This is a genomic window from Microvirga sesbaniae (assembly GCF_025460805.1).
Lineage (GTDB): Bacteria > Pseudomonadota > Alphaproteobacteria > Rhizobiales > Beijerinckiaceae > Microvirga > Microvirga sesbaniae.
Genome location: NZ_JAMXFJ010000001.1, coordinates 437352 through 457577, shown reverse-complemented (window position 1 = coordinate 457577; position 20226 = coordinate 437352). Strand labels below are relative to the sequence as shown.

General features: G+C 68.3%; 22 protein-coding genes. 10 read left to right on the top strand and 12 right to left on the bottom strand.

Features of this window, described 5'->3' with window-relative positions:
• Nucleotides 1–8: 8 nt before the first annotated feature.
• Nucleotides 9–1223 (bottom strand): YjgN family protein, encoded by a 1215-nt coding sequence (locus tag OCW50_RS02125; RefSeq protein WP_262296259.1) that lies wholly within the window; start codon nucleotides 1221–1223, stop codon nucleotides 9–11.
• 328 nt (nucleotides 1224–1551) lie between these two features.
• Here OCW50_RS02125 and OCW50_RS02120 point away from each other — a divergent pair, with 328 nt between their 5' ends.
• The 4 genes from OCW50_RS02120 to OCW50_RS02105 all read left to right on the top strand — a co-directional run bounded on the left by OCW50_RS02120 (nucleotide 1552) and on the right by OCW50_RS02105 (nucleotide 4025).
• Nucleotides 1552–2037 (top strand): MarR family winged helix-turn-helix transcriptional regulator, encoded by a 486-nt coding sequence (locus OCW50_RS02120; RefSeq protein ID WP_262296258.1) that lies wholly within the window; start codon nucleotides 1552–1554, stop codon nucleotides 2035–2037.
• A gap of 7 nt (nucleotides 2038–2044) precedes the next feature.
• The gene (locus OCW50_RS02115; RefSeq protein ID WP_262296257.1) at nucleotides 2045–2890 is read left to right on the top strand and encodes a patatin-like phospholipase family protein; all 846 of its coding nucleotides are present in this window, start codon (nucleotides 2045–2047) and stop codon (nucleotides 2888–2890) included.
• Nucleotides 2891–2999: 109 nt separating this feature from the next.
• Complete coding sequence (locus OCW50_RS02110) at nucleotides 3000–3524, top strand: DoxX family protein (RefSeq protein ID WP_315974388.1); 525 nt, start codon at nucleotides 3000–3002, stop codon at nucleotides 3522–3524.
• 312 nt (nucleotides 3525–3836) lie between these two features.
• Nucleotides 3837–4025, top strand: coding sequence for a hypothetical protein (locus tag OCW50_RS02105; RefSeq protein ID WP_262296256.1), 189 nt, complete (start codon nucleotides 3837–3839; stop codon nucleotides 4023–4025).
• Between the two features lie 69 nt (nucleotides 4026–4094).
• Here the strand turns inward: OCW50_RS02105 and OCW50_RS02100 are convergent, their stop codons facing one another.
• Nucleotides 4095–4682, bottom strand: coding sequence for a L,D-transpeptidase (locus OCW50_RS02100; RefSeq protein ID WP_262273351.1), 588 nt, complete (start codon nucleotides 4680–4682; stop codon nucleotides 4095–4097).
• A 196-nt stretch (nucleotides 4683–4878) separates the two neighbouring features.
• Here OCW50_RS02100 and OCW50_RS02095 point away from each other — a divergent pair, with 196 nt between their 5' ends.
• Nucleotides 4879–5820 (top strand): histone deacetylase family protein, encoded by a 942-nt coding sequence (locus OCW50_RS02095; RefSeq protein WP_262296255.1) that lies wholly within the window; start codon nucleotides 4879–4881, stop codon nucleotides 5818–5820.
• 185 nt (nucleotides 5821–6005) lie between these two features.
• Here OCW50_RS02095 and ribB read toward each other — a convergent pair whose 3' ends face one another.
• On the bottom strand, nucleotides 6006–7295 hold the full coding sequence (gene ribB, locus OCW50_RS02090; protein WP_262296254.1) for a 3,4-dihydroxy-2-butanone-4-phosphate synthase: 1290 nt from the start codon (nucleotides 7293–7295) through the stop codon (nucleotides 6006–6008).
• A 78-nt stretch (nucleotides 7296–7373) separates the two neighbouring features.
• On the opposite strand from ribB, the gene OCW50_RS02085 reads away from it, so the two are divergent.
• Entirely contained in the window at nucleotides 7374–7508 is a 135-nt protein-coding gene (locus OCW50_RS02085) for a hypothetical protein (RefSeq protein ID WP_262296253.1), read from the top strand.
• A 79-nt stretch (nucleotides 7509–7587) separates the two neighbouring features.
• Here the strand turns inward: OCW50_RS02085 and aroC are convergent, their stop codons facing one another.
• From aroC to OCW50_RS02045, 8 genes are all read right to left on the bottom strand, one after another.
• Nucleotides 7588–8703 carry a chorismate synthase gene (gene aroC, locus OCW50_RS02080; protein ID WP_262296252.1) on the bottom strand — a complete coding sequence of 372 codons (1116 nt, stop codon included), beginning with the start codon at nucleotides 8701–8703 and terminating at the stop codon, nucleotides 7588–7590.
• A gap of 134 nt (nucleotides 8704–8837) precedes the next feature.
• Nucleotides 8838–9230 carry a hypothetical protein gene (locus OCW50_RS02075; protein ID WP_262296251.1) on the bottom strand — a complete coding sequence of 131 codons (393 nt, stop codon included), beginning with the start codon at nucleotides 9228–9230 and terminating at the stop codon, nucleotides 8838–8840.
• Between the two features lie 262 nt (nucleotides 9231–9492).
• Entirely contained in the window at nucleotides 9493–11403 is a 1911-nt protein-coding gene (locus OCW50_RS02070; protein WP_262296250.1) for a potassium transporter Kup, read from the bottom strand.
• 503 nt (nucleotides 11404–11906) lie between these two features.
• Complete coding sequence (locus OCW50_RS02065; RefSeq protein ID WP_262273344.1) at nucleotides 11907–12326, bottom strand: hypothetical protein; 420 nt, start codon at nucleotides 12324–12326, stop codon at nucleotides 11907–11909.
• A 48-nt stretch (nucleotides 12327–12374) separates the two neighbouring features.
• Nucleotides 12375–12968, bottom strand: a complete 594-nt coding sequence (locus OCW50_RS02060) for a histidine phosphatase family protein (protein WP_262273343.1) — start codon at nucleotides 12966–12968, stop codon at nucleotides 12375–12377.
• 151 nt (nucleotides 12969–13119) lie between these two features.
• Entirely contained in the window at nucleotides 13120–13944 is an 825-nt protein-coding gene (gene fabI / locus OCW50_RS02055) for an enoyl-ACP reductase FabI (RefSeq protein ID WP_262273342.1), read from the bottom strand.
• A 518-nt stretch (nucleotides 13945–14462) separates the two neighbouring features.
• Nucleotides 14463–15410 (bottom strand): DnaJ C-terminal domain-containing protein, encoded by a 948-nt coding sequence (locus OCW50_RS02050; protein WP_262296249.1) that lies wholly within the window; start codon nucleotides 15408–15410, stop codon nucleotides 14463–14465.
• 117 nt (nucleotides 15411–15527) lie between these two features.
• A complete protein-coding gene (locus OCW50_RS02045) occupies nucleotides 15528–16007 on the bottom strand; it encodes an RT0821/Lpp0805 family surface protein (RefSeq protein ID WP_262296248.1) in 480 nt (159 codons plus the stop codon).
• A gap of 45 nt (nucleotides 16008–16052) precedes the next feature.
• Here OCW50_RS02045 and pdxH point away from each other — a divergent pair, with 45 nt between their 5' ends.
• From pdxH to OCW50_RS02030, 3 genes are all read left to right on the top strand, one after another.
• A complete protein-coding gene (gene pdxH, locus OCW50_RS02040) occupies nucleotides 16053–16661 on the top strand; it encodes a pyridoxamine 5'-phosphate oxidase (protein ID WP_262272922.1) in 609 nt (202 codons plus the stop codon).
• A 103-nt stretch (nucleotides 16662–16764) separates the two neighbouring features.
• Nucleotides 16765–17487 (top strand): SDR family NAD(P)-dependent oxidoreductase, encoded by a 723-nt coding sequence (locus tag OCW50_RS02035; RefSeq protein WP_373371292.1) that lies wholly within the window; start codon nucleotides 16765–16767, stop codon nucleotides 17485–17487.
• Nucleotides 17488–17498: 11 nt separating this feature from the next.
• A complete protein-coding gene (locus tag OCW50_RS02030) occupies nucleotides 17499–17930 on the top strand; it encodes a hypothetical protein (protein WP_262296247.1) in 432 nt (143 codons plus the stop codon).
• Between the two features lie 7 nt (nucleotides 17931–17937).
• Here the strand turns inward: OCW50_RS02030 and OCW50_RS02025 are convergent, their stop codons facing one another.
• The gene (locus OCW50_RS02025; protein WP_262296246.1) at nucleotides 17938–19008 is read right to left on the bottom strand and encodes a citrate synthase; all 1071 of its coding nucleotides are present in this window, start codon (nucleotides 19006–19008) and stop codon (nucleotides 17938–17940) included.
• A gap of 75 nt (nucleotides 19009–19083) precedes the next feature.
• Between OCW50_RS02025 and OCW50_RS02020 the strand changes: the two genes are divergently transcribed.
• Nucleotides 19084–20217 (top strand): citrate/2-methylcitrate synthase, encoded by a 1134-nt coding sequence (locus OCW50_RS02020; RefSeq protein WP_262296245.1) that lies wholly within the window; start codon nucleotides 19084–19086, stop codon nucleotides 20215–20217.
• Nucleotides 20218–20226: the final 9 nt, after the last annotated feature.

Below are 20226 nucleotides of genomic sequence, written 5' to 3'. Positions count from 1 at the left end.
GGCCGACCTCACAGGCCGACATTGAAATCGAGGGCGTCGGCCAATCCTTCTCCCAGAACGCCGGCCGGTTGGCCAGCCGCCACGGCCGTGTCGATCGATTCCAGATTGGTGATCGTCGTCGACGCCACGACGGCCACCCACAGGCCACGCCCGAGGAAATAGCGCTGGAGGATCCCGAGACCCAGCAGGGCGACGAGGTAGCCGACCGCCACCACAAGGCCCACCCCGACCGAGAGCCAGGAGAGCGCGCCGGATGCCGTCACGACGTCCTTGACGACCCTGGCGGCCAGGAAGCCCACCAACCCGACCGTGATGACGAAAGCCAGCAGGAAGCCGAGGGCCGAGAAGACGAGCTTGACAAAGAGCCCGTAACAGGTGCGGGCCCGGAGGCGGCTTGCCGTGGTGACGTCGCCGAAACGCAGGCCTTCGACGCGCCAGCGCGTGACGATCGCCAAGGCGAGCGGGAAGAGCGCCATGCCGAGCAGGGTCAGCAGGACAGCCATCGCCTCCAGGGCCCTCCGTCCCGGAGACAGGAAGGTCAGGACGACGACGAGCAGCGCAAGGCCGAGGAGACCCGCGAATCCCACCAGCCAGATCCACCATACCCGCTTGAACAGCCCCCAGCCCGTCCCGGCGAAGTCGCCCCGGATGCTGCCGAAATAGGTGTTGCGCATCCTGTAGCGTTCGAGGGACGCCAGGGCCCAGGGCAACGCGAGACCGAGGGTCAGAACCGTGGCGACATCCCACAGGATGGCCCGGGCGGCATAGGGCCATCCGGATCCCGTCATCCAGAACCGGATGCCCCGGAACACCGTCCGGCTCGCGCGATACTTGCGGGCGCGATAGCTGCCGAAATGAGCCAGCACATACATGATGACCACGAGCGGAACGCTGGCGAACGCATAGGTCTCCTCGAGGAGGATGCCGAGGATCGCATAGGCGATATAGAGCGGCCCCAGGATCGCCAGCGCGATGAGGAAGCCGATGAGCAGCTCCCTGGCCGTGCCGGTATACTCGAACGCCTCGCCGGCGATCTCGGTATGGGCCCACAGGTGGCGGCGCAGTCTGGTAATGAGCCAGAACCGGTAGAAGCCGAAGGTCGGGATCTGAAAGAGGCTTCCCGCGATCAGAAGGTTCATGAATTCGCGGCCCTGTCCCGAGAAGGCCATGGGCGAACGCGACGGTGCGGGAGCCGGTCCGTCGGCGAGGAGAGGGAGGGTCATCGTCAGGCCTTCGTAACACCGGCGTTGGAATGCCGGCCCTCACGGTTCAACACGAGAGCATCGGCCATGAACATTAGGCCCAAAGTTCACGTCCGATGCTCCCCTTTTCGAAGAGCGCATCGTTCGGGGCGAACCCGCAGGGCCGCGTCAGCGAAGACCGGATCCACTTTCCTGCATAATATGATACAATATATCAACATGCAAGCGGCCGTAACGTCAGCCGCGGCGGCATTTTCCGGGTAAAGCGCCCCGTCCCCCCTTCGCGAGGGGTGACGGGGGAAATGGTTTCAATATAAACTATTGCCCCGTGAGGAGCCTGAAGCCTTTGATGTCGTCCGCACCCGTTCACGCCCCCGTCGAATCCGCCGATCCTCTGCGGATCTGGTTCCGCTTCATTCGCCTGAACCGCCGGGCCACCAATGCGGTCGCGACGGAGCTCAAGGAGCTCGGCCTGTCGATCCCGCAATTCGACCTGCTCTCCACGCTCACCGAGCGCGAGGGCATGAGCCAGCAGGAACTGGCCGAGCGCCTCTACGTCACCAAGGGCAACGTGTCGGGGCTTCTCGACCGCATGGTCGAGGCGGGTCTCGTCGAGCGCCGGTCGATCCCCGGCGACCGACGCTCCAACGCCCTGTACCTGACCCCGAAGGGCCGCGATCTCGCCAACCGCGGGATCGCCGCGCAGCGCGCCTATGTCATGCGCACTCTCGGAACGCTCCCGGCCCAGGATCTCGCCGAGCTGGAGCGCATCGTCCTGGCCTGGCGCGACCGGGCCAGGACCGAGGAGGACGCCGCCTCGGCGAAAACCCGATAGGCCTCCCATGTTCGACGCGGTGGCATTCGCAGGCGGCGGCAACCGCTGCTACTGGCAAGGCGGCTTCTGGGAAGCCGCCGCTCCCCTCCTGGGCCTGAAGCCCGCCATGGTCGTCGGCGTGAGCGCGGGCGCCTGGTCGGCCTGCTACAGCCTTCTCGGGCTCGGACGGCGCGTCAACGAGATGGTGGCGGAGGGCTGCAGCCTGGGTCGGCGCAATTTCGAGTGGCGCGCCTGGCGCAGCGAGGGCTCGCCCTGGCCGGTCTCGCTCATGTACCGCAGCCTGATCGAGGCCATCATCGACGAGAGCGCCCTGGAGCGCCTGAAGCAGGGCCCGAGCGTCCTGATCGGGCTCGCCCGCAAGCCGCGCCGCCTGCCCCTCTCGCTGGCCGTTCCCCTGGGCATCGCCACCTACCAGATCGAGAAGAAATGGCGCGCGCCCGTTCATCCGCGCGGCGGACGCGCCCTGGGGTTTCGCCCCGAATTCATCCGGGTGCAGGATCTTGCCTCGCCGGCGGAGCTCTCGGCCGCCCTGATGGCGAGCGCCAGCGTGCCGCCCTTCATGCCGGTCGGCCTCGTCGGCGGCATGGCGGCGCTCGACGGCGGGCTCGTGGACAACGTTCCGACCGAGCCCCTGCTGCCGGTCGAGGAGCTGGGCGGCCGGACCCTGGTCGTCCTCTCCCGCCTCTACCGCGCCTTCCCGAACGTGAAGGGCCGCACCTACATCCAGCCCTCGGCCCCCGTCCCCATCGGGCAGTTCGACATCACCAACCCGGCCGGCATCCGCAAGGCCTACGAGATAGGGCTGAGGGACGGCGAGGCCTTCGCCAGAGGTGCGGGCGCGCACAGCCTCTAGGGAAGCTTGACCCTAGAAGGCTCCCCGTCTGACCCAGCGCATCGTGCGAAAAAGTGGACCCGGTTTTTCGCAGTCAACGATGCTCCAACGTCAACAAGGGGAAGCCGCCATGACACCTGCGACCACACCTCCGAGCACACCTGCGACCACACCTGCGATCACGCCTGCGATCACGCCACGCTGGATCGGCGCCCTGCTCTCGAGCCGGGGGACGGAAATCGCCGCCCGCATCCTGCTCACCTTTCCGTTCTGGGCCAGCGGTCTCATCAAGCTCCTGGACTTCTCCGGCGGGGTGGCGGAGATGCGCCAGTTCGGCCTCGAGCCGGCGTGGCTCTACAACAGCCTCACGATCGTCGTTCAGCTGGCCGGGTCGGCGCTCATCATCGCGAACCGCTGGACCTGGCTCGGCGCCGGCGCGCTCGGCGTCTTCACCTTCCTGACCATCCTGATCGTCCACGCCTTCTGGCGGCTGGAGGGTGAACGGGCCGTCATGGCGCTCCATACGGCCGGCGAGCATGTGGGCATGATCGGCGCGCTCGTCCTGGTGTCGATCCTGGCCCTGCGGCCGCGGGCTCGTGCATCGGACCCGAAAGTGGACCAAGGTTTGGGATTGATCCGAGGCTCCCTCTCTTGACCGGCGCATCGGACGGACCCACCCGGGGCGGGCGATTCGCCCGGCCCGGGTGCCCGACCACTCCCCCCGCGCCTCCCGCGCCCTCTGCCCCCCCCGCGGGGGGCCCGCGCCCCCCCCCAGGCCGGGATCCCGGACCTCGCAGGACTTCGCCCCGGCGGGCGCAGGAATGTTGCAGCGTTAAGACTCCATTCACCTTGGACCGTTCATCTGCAGCCAAGCCAGCACATGATCACAGGTCCGCCCCAAAGCAGTCACAGGCAGCCGGATCATAAGAACAGGTTGCAAAGACAGCCCATGATCGAGAGAGGATTCATGATTCAACACGCCCAAGACCGCCGGACCCGTCCCGGCGAACAGAACACTGCCCCCTCCATTCCGGCTTTCAAGGCCGTCGCCCTGCCCGCCCTCGCGGCCGCCGTCCAGGCCGCCAAGCGGCAGGAGAGCCGCCCGAAGGCCACCGAGCTTCCGGCCATCCTGCGCAAGGAAGCGATTCTCGGCTGAGATCCCTTTTCAGAAACAAAAAGAGCGCCTCCCGGGCGCTCTTTTCATTGTGGACTTCGGCCGTGCCCGTCAGCGGACGATGACCTTCGTGTTCAGGGACACGCGGTTGTAGAGGTCGATCACGTCGATGTTGCGCATCCGGATGCAGCCCGACGAGACCGCATGGCCGATCTTCTCCGGCTCGTTGGTGCCGTGGATGCGGTAGAGCGTGTCCTTGTTGCCTTCGTAAAGATAGAGAGCCCGCGCCCCGAGGGGGTTCGCCGGGCCGCCCTTGGTGTACTGGACGTGCGGCCAGCGGGCCTTCATCTCGGCCGGCGGGTTCCAGTCCGGCCATTCCGCCTTGCGGGCGATGGTGGCCGTGCCGGTCCAGCCATAGGCCTCGTCGCCGACCGCGACGCCGTAGCGGATCGCCTTCCGGTTCGGCTGGACGAGATAGAGCTGGCGCTCCTTGGTGTCGACCACGATGGTGCCGGGCGCCTCGCCGGTCGGATCGTCGATCATGTAGCGCCCGAAGCGCGGATCGGCCTCGGCCGTCGGCACCTGCGCCATCCACTCGGTGTCGCGGGCCGAGACCTGCGGGTCCGGGACACCTTTGAAGTTGCATCCGGCCAGAGCCGCGATCATTGCCAAAAGAAGGGGCAGACGGAAAAGGCGCATCGTGTAAAGCTCTGCAGACTAAGGCTCGGGGCGAGACAGGATTTCGTTTCAGGCCGCGTTATAGGCCGTGACGTCGTCAAGTCGAATCGAAACACACCATGGCACGGCTCCGCATCCGAAAGTGTTGCATCGCAACAACATGGACAGCCGCTCGTGACGCTGCGACACTCGCGGAGGTCCCACCACAAGAAGCCCCATGCCCACGCTCTACATCGCCCATCCGGCCAGCCTCGACCACCAGACACCGCTTGGGCATCCCGAACGCCCGGACCGCATCCGCGCCATCGAGCGCGCCCTCGAGAAGGAGCGGTTCACGTCGCTCGTCCGCGAGCAGGCGCCCATGGCCGAGATGGAGAGCCTCGCCCTCGCGCATCCGGAAGAGTACATCGTCCGGCTCCGCAACATCAGCCCCCGAGAAGGGTTAGTCAGGATCGACGAGGACACGGTCATGTCGCCGGGCACCTACGAGGCGGCCCTCAGGGGCGCCGGCGGCGCCGTGATGGCGGTGGACGAGGTCATGACGGGCCGGGCCACCAACGCCTTCGTGGCGATGCGCCCGCCCGGGCACCATGCGGAGCGCGTCCGGGCCATGGGCTTCTGCTTCTTCAACAACGCGGCGATCGCGGCGCGCCATGCGCAGGCACGCCACGGCGCCGAGCGGGTGGCGATCTTCGACTGGGACGTCCACCACGGCAACGGCACGCAGGACATCTTCTGGTCGGATGAGACCGTGCTCTACTGCTCGACCCACGAGGCTCCCCTGTATCCCGGCACGGGCGCCCTGTCCGAGACGGGCGAGCACGGCACCATCGTGAACGCGCCCCTGAGCGCGGGCGACGGCAGCGAGGCGTTCCGGGAGGCGGTCGAGACCGCGATCCTGCCGCGGATCCACGATTTCGGCCCGGACCTGATCGTCATCTCGGCGGGCTTCGACGCCCATTGGCGCGATCCGCTCGCCAGCTTGAACCTGATGGAGTCGGATTTCGCCTGGGCGACGCAGAAGCTGATGGATCTCGCCGGGCGCCATTGCGGCCAGAGAATCGTGTCCGTCCTCGAAGGCGGCTACGATCTCGAAGGCCTGGCGAAATCGACCGCCTTCCATCTCGACGCCCTCATGGGGCGCGAGACGGGAACCTGAGGCGGGCCTCGCACGGCACGCTGGGCCTCTCCCATGTCATGGTCCTACGTCATGGCCGGCCGGTCATCGCCCGAATCTTGCCGGCCACCTCGATACGGAGAAGCGCGGAGCATCAGGCGATCGAGATCACCGGCCCAAGGCCGGTGATGACGTGGCAGTTTTCACGAAGCCCGGCGACGCCCGTCTCAGCACTCGATGGGCTCCTCGCCCAGAAGCTCGATCCCGAAGCCCGAGAGGCCCACATAGGAACGGCTCGACGTCGCGAAGTTGCGGATCGACGCGACCCCGAGATCGCGCAGGATCTGCGCGCCGAGGCCGATCTCGCGCCACTGGCTGGAGCGCATCGCCTCCGAGCCCGTCTCGTCGTTGTCCGAGAAGGACGTGGTCGGCACGCCGGCGGTGCCGTCGCGCAGATAGACCAGGACGCCCCTGCCCTCCTTCACGAAACGCTGCAGGGCGGCGTTCACCGTCTTGCCGCCCTCGAACACGTCGGTGAGCGCATTGGCGCGGTGCAGGCGCACGGGGACGTTCGTGCCGTCGCCGATGCGGCCATGGACGAGAGCGATGTGCTGCACGCTGTCGAAGGGCGTGGAATAGGCGTAGCCGGTGAACGGGCCCCACTGGGTCTCCACCGGGAAGGTGCCGATCCGCTCGACCAGCTTCTCCCGCGCCTGGCGGTACGCGATGAGATCCGCCACCGAGATCCGCTTGAGGTTGTGCGTCTCGGCGAAGGCGTCGATCTGCCGGCCCTTCATCACCGTGCCGTCGTCGTTGGCGAGCTCGCAGATCACGCCGACCGGCGGCAGGTTCGCGAGCCGGCACAGGTCGACGGCCGCCTCCGTATGGCCCGAGCGCATGAGGACGCCGCCGTCCTTGGCGATGAGCGGGAAGACATGGCCGGGGCGGACGAAATCGGCCGCCCCCATGTTGTTGTTGGCAAGCGCCCGCACGGTGTTCGAGCGCTGCTCGGCCGAGATGCCGGTGGTCAGCCCGTGCTTCACGTCCACGGTCACCGTGAACGCGGTGCCGAGCGGCGCGTCGTTCGCCTGCACCATCGGGTCGAGCCGCAGGCGGCGGGCCTCCGCGACGGTCAGCGGCGCGCAGACGATCCCGCAGGTGTTGCGGATGATGAAGGCCATCTTCTCCGGCGTGCACAGGGAGGCGGCGACGATGAGGTCGCCCTCGTTCTCGCGGTCGTCATCGTCCGTGACGATGACGATTTCACCACGGGCGAAAGCCTCGATGGCTTCGGTGACGGAATGGGGCATCCAGGCCTCCTTGGCGGATTCGGGCAGGAAATCGTTGGGCGTCACCGCCCCGCGGGTCTCGCGGGCGATCAATTCGGCGGTGTCGCGGGAGAGCCAGGCCTGTTCGGAGTTGCACAGCTGGGTCACGGCGCCAGGGGTGACGCCGATCCGCCGCGCGAAGGCCACGCGCGACACGCCGTTGCGGGACAACCACTCAGCCAGTCTCATGCGGGAGGCTTAGCCGATGGGAGGATTTTAGTAAAACTAAAATCTGCAATGGAGCCTTTGCAGGATCGCCGGCGCGTCGTGCGGACGAAAGCGGGCCGCCTCGTGGCCCTCTCCACGTCATCGCTGGCCGCCTATCACGGGAGGGTGGCGCGAGCCGGGTGTCTCATCCTCCACGTCATCACCGGGCTCGTCCCGGTGATCCCGATCGTCTGAAGCGCCGCGCCCCACCGGACCGACATGGCCGCAACGAGCCCGGCCATGATGTCAGGACAAAACCTCTCGCGGCAGGGTCTCACGCCCCGAACGGCCAGGAGGGCCCCTGCCCGACCTGTCCGCGGTGGCGCAGGAGATGGTCGGCCAGCACGCAGGCGACCATGGCCTCGCCCACCGGCACGGCCCGAATGCCCACGCAAGGGTCGTGGCGGCCCTTGGTCCGCACCTCCGCCTCGGCGCCGCTGCGGGTCACGCTGGCGCGCGGGGTCAGGATCGACGAGGTCGGCTTGACGGCGAAGCGGCACACCACGGGCTGGCCGGTGGAAATGCCGCCGAGCACGCCGCCGGCATGGTTCGACAGGAAGGTGGGTGCGCCCTGGTTGCCGGGGCGCATCTCGTCGGCGTTCTCCTCGCCGCGCAGGCTGGCGGCCGCGAAGCCGTCGCCGATCTCCACGCCCTTGACCGCGTTGATGGACATCAGGGCGGCGGCGAGATCGGAATCGAGCTTGCCGTAGATCGGCGCGCCGAGGCCCGCCGGAACGCCCTCGGCGACGATCTCGAGGACCGCCCCGATGGAGGAGCCGTCCTTGCGCAGGCCGTCGAGATACTCCTCGTAGAACTGCGCCGCCTTGGAGTCCGGGCAGAAGAACGGGTTGCGCGCCACCTCGTCCCAGTCCCAGTTGCCGCGGTCGATGGCGTGCGGCCCCATCTGGACGAGGGCGCCGCGGATGGTGATCCCGGGAAGCACCTTGCGGGCGATGGCGCCGGCCGCCACGCGGGCCGCCGTCTCGCGGGCCGAGGAGCGCCCGCCGCCGCGATAATCGCGGATGCCGTATTTCACGTCGTAGGTGAAATCCGCGTGCCCTGGGCGGTAGGATTCCTTGATCTCGGAATAATCCTTGGAGCGCTGGTCCACGTTCTCGATCAGGAGCGCGATCGGCGTTCCGGTCGTCACCTGCCGTCCCGTGCGCTCGTCGGTGAACACCCCGGACAGGATCTTCACCTGATCGGGCTCCTGGCGCTGGGTGGTGAACCGCGACTGGCCCGGCCGCCGGCGGTCGAGCTCCGCCTGGATCTCCGCGGCCTCGAGCGGGATCATGGGCGGGCAGCCGTCCACCACGCAGCCGAGGGCGGGTCCGTGGCTTTCGCCGAAGGTGGTGACGCGGAACAGGTGGCCGAAGGTGTTGTGGGACATGGCGCTTCTCGAGGTTCAGGGCGTCTTAGAATCAAAGCGGCCAGGTGTCACGCGCGATGCGTTCATCCCCGTCCTCTCGACTTGCCCTGGTCTCAGATCAGGCGTCCGCCCACTCTGCCATGCTCCGCCCGCCGTCACTCCACGCGGATCCGGTACGTTTTGGTCATCAGCGTCTGTGTGCCCAGGTCGTTCCAGCTCCAGGGGATGTCGAGAACCACCTCATCCTCGCCCTTGAAACCCCTTTTCGGCGTATAGACGTAGGCGAGACCGCGGACCTTCGTGCCGGGGCAGCGCGTGTCCTTGCCGAGCGCCTGTTCGTGCGGCCGGATCTGGAGGGTGCCGTTGGCCGGCGCCTGGCGCACCTTCACGTCGGGGATCACCGACGGATAGCAGGTATTGACCTCGTAGCCGAGGAATCCGTCGATGGCCGAGACGGTATTGGCCTTGACAGTCCGCTCGATGGTCTCGGCGGAGCCGGGAGACGTAAGCAGAGCCAGGCCTGCGGCGGCAGCCATGAGCCGGTACATGGTCGATCGCCTTCAGTGAAACGATGTTTCACAATATGAGCATATTCCTCGGCCGGGCTCAAGCGGCCATCCCGGGGCGTCGCACGGGGACCAGGGTTCGCATGCTCCTGCCGGTCGCGCCTGACGAGGCACGCCCCACGACCCGGCCCGGGCGGCGCTCGATTGGAACGGGGGCACGGACCGGGAGCCGCCGCGGACGGCCGGCTCCGCCCGTGACCGGCGAGGAGCGCCCTCCGGGCGCGGGAGCCGGACCCGCCCGGGGTCAGATCTCGATGGAGCTGCCGATCTCGACCACCTGGGCGGCCGGGATGCAGAAGTAATCCGCCGTCAGCTCCGCATTGCGGTTCAGCATGGCGAAGATCACCTCGCGCCAGAACGCCATGCCGGGCAGATTCCTGGACGCCACGATCGTCTGGCGGCCGACGTAATAGGTCACGGCATCCGGATCGAGACCCGGCAGGTGCAGGCGGGCGGCCGCATGGCGCAGCGCCTTGGGCACGTCGGGCTTCTCCGTGAAGCCGAGGCGCAGGACCAGGCGCTGAACCCCCTCGCAGATCGGCACCAGGTGGACGCGCCCCTCCTCCCGGACCGTGGGCTCGTCGGTGACCACGACCGACACGAGGAACACGGTCTCGTGCAGCACACGGTTGTGCTTCAGGTGATGCAGGAGCGTCCCGGGGATCCCGGTCGGCGACGCCGACATGACCACGGCGGTCCCCGGGATGCGGATCGGCGGCTGCTGCTCCAGGAGATGCTGGAAGTCCTTCGTGGACATGCGCAGATGCGTGCGGGCGCGCTGGACGAGCTGCTGGCCCTTGCGCCAGGTCAGCATCATGAAGGCGGCGCTGAACGCGATCAGGAGCGGGAACCAGCCGCCTTCCAAGAGCTTCGTGGTGTTGGCCGCAAAGAACACCAGATCGACCAGCAGCAGGGTCCCGTTGAGCAGGTAGACGAGGACGGGCCGATGGCCCCAGTGAAGGGCCACGAAGGTCGCCAGGATCGTGGTGATCACCATGTCGAGCGACACGGCGAGCCCATAGGCGCCCGCCAGGCGGCTCGAGGATCCGAACCCGAGGACCGCCGTGAAGGTCAGCAGGGCGAGCGCCCAGTTCACGAACGGCACGTAGACATGGCCCCGCTCGTGGGTCGAGGTGTGGATCACCCGCATCCTGGGCAGGAAGCCGAGCTGGATGGCCTGCTGCGTCAGCGAGAAGGCTCCGGTGATCACCGCCTGCGAGGCGATGACCGTGGCGAAGGTGGCCAGGACCACGAGCGGGTAATGGGCCCAGTCGGGCGCCAGGTGATAGAACGGGCTTTCGATCGTGCCCGGGTTCGTCAGAAGGAGGGCGCCCTGGCCGAAATAGTTGAGCATCAGGGCGGGCAGCACGACGAAGAACCACGCGTTGCGGATGGGCGCCGGACCGAAATGGCCGAGATCCGCGTAGAGCGCCTCCCCGCCCGTGACGGTGAGGAACACCGCGGCGAGAACCGCGAGCGTGACCGGGAGATCCGTCTTGATCAGGAAGGCCAGCGCATGGACCGGGTTGATCGCCGCGATCACCCCGGGCGCGGCCACGATCCCGCCGAGCCCGAGCAGGCCGAGGACCGAGAACCAGATCAGCATGAACGGGCCGAAGACCCGGCCGATCCGGCCCGTGCCCATGCGCTGGAGCGCGAACAGCGTCACCAGGATGACCATGGTGATCGGGATCACGTAGGGCTTGAACTGGTCGGAATCGACCGCGAGGCCTTCGACGGCGCTCAGCACGGAGATGGCCGGCGTGATCGTCCCGTCCGCATAGAGCAGCGCCGTGCCGACGAGGCCGAGCACCGCGAGGTACATGCGCCAGGAGCCCGGCTGGATGCGCCGCACGCCCAGGAGCGCGAGCAGCGCGATGATCCCGCCCTCCCCGCGGTTGTCGGCGCGCAGGATGAACAGGCAGTACTTGATCGAGATGACCACGATGAGCGACCACAGGATCAGCGAGAGCACCCCCAGGACCGTGGCGGCCGAGAGCACGCCATGGTCGGCCGCGACCGCCGCCTCGCGGAGCGCATAGAGCGGGCTGGTGCCGATGTCGCCGAACACGACGCCGAGGGCGCCGAGGACCGCCGCCCGGGAGGCGGTGCCGGTTTTCGCGTCATCGGCATGGGTGTCGGCGAATGTGGCCATGGCCGTCCGAACCTACAGCGCCCATGAGATCGGCGCTCAGGGATAACCGGAAGGGTACGGCTCCGTTCCTGGAGGGAGCAAGCCTCTCCTGTCATCGCACCCTCCGCCCGCCCTAGCGCATCGGACGGACCCAGAGGGCCGTGCCATTCGCCCCGTCATGGCCGGCCGGTCATCACCCGACTCTCGCCGGCCATCCCGATCAGGAAAGGCGCCGCACCTCGGACAATCGGGATCACCGGCACAAGGCCGGTGATGACGTGGAGAAGGTGGCAAGGGCCGGTGCGAACACCCTCCGCACGTCATGGCACCCTCCGCCCTTCCTGCCACCCTCCACACGTCATGGCCGGCCTTGTGCCGGCCATCCCGATCGGAAGGGCGCGGCGTTCCCAACGATCGGGATCACCGGGACAAGCCCGGTGATGACATGGGGGGTGACGTTGGGGGTGGCGTGGAAGGTGGTCTGTGAAGCGGAGCCCTGCGGGCGAACGGCCGCCCATGAGCCGTCACCGGTAGGGATAGCAGCGGTCGCGGTCGAGGGTCAGGCCGAAATGGACGCCCAGGGCGCGGATCGCCTCCCCGTGCTCCGGATAGGGATCGCGGTTCTCCGGTCCGACGATGATGATCCGGTAAGGCCGGTCCCCCTCGCCGTCCGGCGGCAGCATCGCGGTCGCCAGGGCCGTTCCCTCACTGTCGCGCAGGGTCAGGAACAGCGGCATGGCGCGCCGCACATGCGCCTTCAGGCCGATATTCTGCTCGACGAAGGGCGACGAGGCGGCCCGATAGCTGCCGGCGGCCGCCTCCCAGGCCTGGCGGAAGTGCTTCTCGACCGCATGGCCCATGGCGTCGGATTCGAGCGCGGCCTCGCCCTCGGTCTCGATCCTGAACCAGGTCTTCGCCCCCGGAGCATCGCAGATGTATTGCATATCCTGACAACGCAGGAGCGCCGCGAAGGTTGTCCCGGCGACGGCCCGTCACACCCAGCGGTAACTGCGCCCCTCGATCACGAGCACGCGGCCCTGCCAGATGTCCATGCTGGCGGCCTGCCGGGCATTCACGCCGCAGCAGATCGACAGGAAGGCCCGCGCGACGCCGCCATGGGCGACGATCACGGTGTCGCGGGTGAGATCGTCCAGGATCGGGCGGATGCGCTCGACCAGCATGGCGTAGCTCTCGCCGCCGCCCGGCGGCGCGTAGTGCCACTTGTCCTGCTCGCGCAGCGCAGCGAGCTGCGGCTCGGCCTTGCGGACCTCCTTCCAGGTCATGCCCTCCCAGGTGCCGAAGGTCAGCTCGACCAGGCGCTCGTCGAGCCGGTAGCTGTCGGGATGCAGGCCCAGGGTCTCGCGCAGGATCTCCATGGTCTCGCGGGTGCGGGTCATGGGGCTCGCCACATAGGCGAGGTCCTCGACATGCGGCACGAGCGCCTTCAGCTTGCGGCCCGCCTCCTCGGCCTGGACCCGGCCGACATCGTTGAGCGGAATGTCCTTCTGGCCCTGAAGGCGGCCCTCCAGGTTCCAGTCCGTCTCGCCATGGCGAATGAAGTAGATCGTGGGGCGGGACGGAGTCACTGGTTGTCGGTCCGATACGCTGGGGTGACGCGGCAGGTTGAGGCTAGCGCATCGTGCGGAAAAGTGGATCCGGTTTTCCGCGAAGAACGATGCGCCTTTCAAAAAGGTGGGAGCATCGGACCAAAAGTGAGTCCACTTTTGGTCCGATGCTCTAGTCCTTGTCGAGGGACAGGTCCGGCGCTTCCGGGTTCTTCATGCCGACCACGTGATAGCCGGCGTCCACGTGGAGGATCTCGCCGGTCATGCCGCGGGACATGTCGGACACGAGATAGGCGGCGGTCTCGCCGACCTCCTCGATGGTGACCGTGCGGCGCAGCGGCGAGTTGTACTCGTTCCACTTGAGAATGTAGCGGAAGTCGCCGATGCCGGAGGCCGCGAGCGTCTTGATCGGACCGGCCGAGATGGCATTGACGCGAATGTTCTTCGGGCCGAGATCGGCCGCCAGATAGCGCACCGAGGCCTCGAGGGCGGCCTTGGCCACGCCCATGACGTTGTAGTGCGGCATCCACTTCTCGGCGCCGTAATAGGTGAGCGTCAGGAGCGAGCCGCCGTCGTTCATCAGCTTCTCGGCCCGCTGGGCGATCGCCGTGAAGGAATAGCAGGAGATCAGGAGCGACTTGGTGAAGTTGCCCTCGGAGGTCTCCACGTAGCGGCCGGTGAGCTCGTCCTTGTCCGAGAAGGCGATGCAGTGGATGACGAAGTCGATGGAGCCCCAGAGGCGCCTCACCTCCTCGAACACCGCGTCGATGGTGGCGCCGTCCGTCACGTCGCAATGGCCCACCACATGGGCATCGAGCTCCCGCGCCAGAGGCTCCACGCGCTTCTTCAGGGCGTCGCCCTGATAGGTGAAGGCGAGTTCCGCTCCGTGCTGGCGGGCAGCCTGCGCAATGCCCCAGGCGATCGAACGGTTGTTCGCCACGCCCATCACCAAGCCACGCTTACCGGCCAGGATGCCGGTGGCCTTTGTCTCCGCCATGATTCACCTAGATCGTCGCTGGACAGGTCAAGAAAGAACGGCCTCTTTAGCCGACGCGGCGTCAGGGGGGAAGACCTCTTGATGCGCCTTGGGACGATCGGGTCGGCCGGCGCCGTCCCGCGGGCATCCACGCCACGTCATCACCGCCTCACACCACCCGCCACGTCATCACCGGGCTCGTCCCACCCGCCACGTCGTCACCGGGCTTGTCCCACCCTCACACGTCATCACCGGGCTTGTCCCGGTGATCCCGATTGTTGGGAACGCCGCGCCTCACCGCATCGGGATGGCCGGCACAAGGCCGGCCATGACGTGGGAAGGATGGGATCACCGGCCCGCACCACCCTCACACGTCATCACCGGGCTTGTCCCGGTGATCCCGATTGTCGGGAACGCCGCGCCTCACCGCATCGGGATGGCCGGCACAAGGCCGGCCATGACATGGGAGGGGACAGAACGGGCGGAGCGTGGCCATGACGTCGGGAGGGTGGTCGTGACGGGGAGGACGACGTCGCTCTCTACTTGGCCTTCTCCGAGCGGCGCCTGCGGGCGTAGTCCAACAGCTCCTCGTCCACCACCTCGGGCAGCCTGATCTCCGTGGTCACGAGGAGGTCACCGTGCCCTGTCTTGGTGGGCAGGCCCTTGCCGCGCAGCCGGAAGGTGCGGCCCGCATTCGTCATGGGCGGGATCTTCATCTCCACCGAGCCGGTCAGGGTCGGCACCCGCACGGGGCCGCCGAGGACCGCCTCCTCGATCTCGACCGGCAGGCGCAGGCGCAGATCGGACCCTTCCGGGGTGAAGCGCTCATGGGGGGCGAACGCGATGGTGAGCAGCGCATCGCCGGGATCGATGCCGGGGGCGCCCTGGCCCAGGCCGCGCAGGCGGATGACCTGGCCGTCGCTGACGCCCTTGGGGATCACCACGTCCACGTCGCGACCCGTGGAGAGCCGGATGCGCTTCTTGGCCTCCTGGGCCACCTCCTCGAGGGTCACGGTGAGGGTGGCGGCGACGTCCTCGCCCTTCTGCGACCGGGTGCGGCCCTGGCGGGTGCCCTCGCCGCCCGAACGGAAGGCATCGGCGAAGAACTGGGAGAAGATGTCGTCGCCGAGATCGGCCCCGAAGGTGCTCCGGCTCGACCGGCGCGAGCCGCCGCCGAACCCGGAAAAGCCGCTGAACCCGGAAAAGTCCTCCGAGCGCGCCCCGCCGCGCCCGCCGCCGAAGCCCTCGAAGCCCTGGAAGCGCGGCTTGCCCTCCGCGTCGATCTCGCCCCGGTCGAACTGGGCGCGCTTCTGGGCGTCGCCGAGGATCTCGTAGGCCGAGTTCGCCTCGGCGAACTTGTCCTTCGCCTTGGGATCGTCCTTGTTGCTGTCGGGATGGTAGGTCTTGGCGAGCTTGCGGAACGCCTTCTTGATCTCCGCTTCGCTCGCGGAGCGGGATACGCCTAGAACGTCGTAGGGGTTTCGCATCGTGGAATCCATGAACCGTCGGAATGGGAGCCTGAAAGCTCAACGGGTTTGACGGTCATATGGGCGAAGTGTTGCCCGTCTGCAACGCCTCGCCCGCCGAGGCTAGACCTTGCGAGGCTAGACCTTGGCCTGCGCCTTGACCGGTTTGACGTCCTTGATCGCCCAGTCGCCGCCCGAAGGCCGGCAGGCCGTCCCGTTCAGGGACGCGGAGGACGGACCGCTCAGATGGGCCGAGAAGGTGCGGCAGATCTCGTCGTTCTTCACGAAGGGCGCGCCCGTGGGGGTGAAATGGCCCTTCATGCTGGTCGCGGGGTTGTCCCAGGACACCAGCGTGCCCGGCCCCTGCGGATCGAGAGCGACCGCGAGGGCGGCCTTGGCCCGGCGCCAGTCCTCCTCGTCGAGATCGGCCGACAGGGGCGTGACGGCTTTGGCCGCGAGGGCGCCGGTGGATTTGGGCTCCTCGTCGTCCAGGGCGGACAGGCCGAAGGAAAAGCTGCATGCGCCCGTGGACAGGGCGATGAGGCCCACGGCCAGCAGCTTGATGGCTTCGCTCCGGACAGCATCTGATCTATAACGGCGCGCATTGATCCGCGTCACGCGTCGGGTCCCCCCAGAACCTTAAGTCACAGAACGAGATAAGCATTGAACCCGTTAATAACCGGTGACTTCACTGAATCGGAAGAGCCCTTCGCGCTCTTCAAGGCCTGGATGGCGGAAGCCGAGGCTTCGGAGCCGAACGATCCGAACGCCATGGCGCTGGCGACCGTCGACGACACCGGCCTGCCGAACGTCCGCATGGTGCTCCTCAAGGGTTTCGACGAGAACGGCTTCGTGTTCTACACCAACACGGAATCGAACAAGGGCCAGGAACTCCTGGGCCAGAGGAAGGCGGCGCTCGTCCTGCACTGGAAGAGCCTGCGCCGCCAGGTGAGGGCCCGCGGGCCCGTGACCCTGGTGAGCGACGAGGAGGCCGATGCCTATTTCCAGAGCCGCCCGCGCGACAGCCGCATCGGCGCCTGGGCGAGCCAGCAGTCGCGCCCGCTGGAGAGCCGCTTCGCGCTGGAAAAGGCCGTGGCGCTCAACACGGCCAAATACGCCATCGGCGAGGTGCCCCGTCCCCCCTACTGGACGGGCTTCCGCATCGCGCCGGTCTCCATCGAATTCTGGCAGGACAAGCCGTTCCGGCTCCACGACCGGGTCGTCTTCACCCGCGAGGGCGAGGGATGGCGCAAGGTACGGCTGTATCCCTGACAGGCCATGAGCGGCATGGACCCCGGCCCTGAACCGGGGTAAGGGTCCAGGCCCTCCCACGCGAGAAACCCAGATGCCCTCCCCCAGCAATTCCCGCCGCATCATGCTGCTCACCGGCGCCAGCCGCGGCATCGGGCATGCCACCGTCAAGCGCTTCTCCGCGGCCGGATGGCGGGTCATCACCTGCTCACGGCACGGCTTTCCGGAAAACTGCCCGTGGGAGATGGGGCCGGAAGATCATCTCCAGGTCGATCTCGCCGACGCCCAGGACACCCGCCGGGCCATCGCGGAGGTCAAGGAGCGGCTCGCCGCCGAGGGCGGGTGCCTGCATGCCCTCGTCAACAACGCGGGCATTTCCCCCAAGGGCGAAGCCGGCTCCCGGCTCGGCACTCTCGATACCCGCTACGAGGACTGGGTGCGGGTCTTCCAGGTCAACTTCTTCGCCTCGATCATGCTGGCCCGCGGCCTGCAGGACGAGCTCACCAAGGCCAAGGGCTCGGTGGTCAACGTGACCTCCATCGCGGGCTCGCGGGTGCATCCGTTCGCGGGCGCGGCCTATGCCACGTCCAAGGCGGCGCTCGCGGCGCTGACCCGCGAGATGGCGGCCGATTTCGGCCCCCTGGGCGTGCGCGTCAACGCCATCTCGCCCGGCGAGATAGATACCGCGATCCTCTCCCCCGGCACGGAGAAGATCGTCGAGCAGCTGCCCATGCGGCGGCTGGGAACGCCCGACGAAGTGGCCAAGGCGATCTATTTCCTCTGCACGGAGGCGAGCTCCTACGTGAACGGCGCGGAGCTCCACATCAACGGCGGCCAGCACGTCTAGAGCATCGATCCATGCACCTGCGGCATCCAGCGCGACATCTGATGCGGGCCGTCACGGCCGTGCTGCTGGTCGGGGCGGTGCCGCCGGCGCAGGCCCAGGATGCGCCCGACAAGAATCCCTTCGCCGATCCCGACATGCAGCCCTCGTACCGGGCGCAATGCCACGAAGTCCGGGAACTGACCAAGGATCGGGAGACCGGCGCGACCCGGGTCGACTTCAGCGTGACGGGCCCGCTCGCCCTCGTGCATTTCGACGGCACGCTCGCCTATCTGGGCCTGTGCGGCAGCGGGACCGACCCGAAGGTGCTCTGCGTCACCTACCAGACCAACGACATGAAGGTCGGCGACGTGGTGACGGTCGCGGGCGGCTACAGCCGCCCCAGTCGCGACTTCATCGTCCTCGACCCATGCCTGGCGCAGCGCCCGGAGGAGGCGACCGAGTAGGCCTTCCTCACGCCGCCTGGGCGGGCCAGGTCCCCACATAGCGCGACTGCGGCCGGATGATGCGGCCGGTGCGGCTCTGCTCGACGGCGTGCGCCACCCAGCCGGCCGTGCGGCCGGCGGCGAAGAGCGGCGTGAAGCCGGCGCGCGGGACCCCGAGCGCGTCGAGCAGGATGGCGGTGTAGAACTCCACGTTGGTGTCGAGCCGGCGCCCAGGCTTGCGGCGCTCCAGGGCTCTCAGGGCCGCTTCTTCCACGGCCTCCGCGAAGGCGATGCGGTTGCCCCTGCCCTTCAGCCGGCCGACGGCGCCTTTCAGCACGTCCGCCCGCGGGTCGCGCACCCGGTAGATCCGGTGGCCGAAGCCCATGAGGCGCTCGCCCCGGGCCATGGCATCGTCGAGCCATGCATCCGCGTTCTCGAGGGACCCGATGGCGTCGAGCATGTCGAGCACAGGGCCGGGCGCCCCGCCGTGAAGGGGCCCCTTGAGGGCGCACAGCCCGGCCACGACCGCGGACAGGATGCCGGCCTGCGTCGAGGCCACCACCCGGGCCGCGAAGGTCGAGGCGTTGAGCCCGTGGTCGATCACCGTCACGAGATAGGTGTCGAGGGCCAGCGCCTCGTCGTCCGCCACGGGCGCGTCGCGCATCATGCGCAGGATGTCGGCCGCGTGAGGCGCGGACGCATCCGGCTCCGCCGGCGCGAGGCCCTGCGCGCCCCGCACGGCCATGGCGGCGGCCACGCCCGCCGCCCCGACCGCCAGGGCCGGATGGCCCTCCTCCGCATCGGGCAGGCTCGACAGGAGCAGCCGCATGCCCTCGACCGGCGTGAGGCCGGCCAGCCGGGGAGCGAGCGGCGCCAGATGGCCCCAGGCGCGCACCCGCGCCCGGCCGAGAAGCGCCCTTGGATCGGCGGCGATGTCCGGCGCCAGCCCGGTCCAGAGCATGGCCACCACATCCTCGAAGGACACGCGGCCCGCGAGTTCCTCCAGGTCGTAGCCGCCTATGATCAAGCGGCCCGCCTCCCCGTCCACATGGCTGAGAACGGTCTCGGCCGCCACCACGTCGTCCAGTCCGATGGTCATGCGCTTTCTCCTTGCTGCGGGAGAGCTTCACGCAGGGCTTGCACCCGGGTCAATCTTGAATCAACATATCAACATATGGACACCAGCTCCCTCGAACTCGCATCGGCCGGCGAGGCCTCGTCCCGCCTCGGCATCAGCCGGGCCAGCCTCTACGCCTATGTGAGCCGGGGCCTGGTCCGCTCCTTCGCGTCGCCGCACGATCCGCGGCAGCGCCTCTACGCCGTCGAGGACGTGGAGAGGCTGGCCGAACGCAAGGCCCGCTTTCGCCGCCCTGCGGTCGCGGCCGCGACCGCGCTCGACTGGGGGCTGCCGGTTCTGGAGACGCGCATCACGCAGATCACCGACGGGCATCTCCTCTATCGCGGGCAGGACGCCGTGGCGCTTTCCCGAACCGCCACCCTCGAGGCCGTTGCGCGCCTGCTGATCGGCGGGCTGGACGAGGATGCCTTTCACCATGCGTCCCGGATCCAGGCGTCCCTGCCCGGCCCGGCCATCGGCCTCCACGGCTTCGTGGCGCAGTCCGTCCGCCTTCTGTCCGAACCAGGCCCCAAGGAGACCCGGGCCGCGGAGGTCGCCGCGATCCTGCGTCTCGTGGCGGCCGCCGCCGGCGGCGGCGATCCGGGCGCCGAACCCTTGCACGCTTACCTGGCCCGCGCCTGGACGGCTTCGCCGCAGGCCGCCGACACGATCCGGCGCGCCCTCGTCCTGTGCGCCGACCACGAGCTCAGCTCGTCGGCCTTCGCGGTCCGGGTCGCGGCCTCCACGGGCGCGTCCCTGCGCCACGCGGTCGTCGCCGGTCTCGTCACCCTGAGCGGCCCGTATCACGGGGGAATGACGGAACGGGTCAGGGCCTTTCTCGACAATCCCGGAACGGCATCCCGGCCGGCTTTCGGGCATCGCCTCTATCCGGACGGCGACCCGAGGGCCAAGGCTCTCCTGGAGAACGTGCCGCTGCTCGCCTCGGACGCCACGACCCTCAGGGCCATCGCGGCCGGCACGGGGAGCACCCCGAGCGTCGATATGGCCCTCGTCATGATGGAGCGCGCCTATGGACTGCCGGTCGGGGCTGCGTTCACGGTCTTCGCCATCGGACGCACGGCCGGGTGGCTCGCCCACGCCATCGAGCAGCGCAGCCAGGCGGCCCTCATCCGGCCGCGGGCCCGCTATGTGGCGGCGGACGATTCTTCGGCCCGGATCTCCTCCCCATGACCTTGGCCT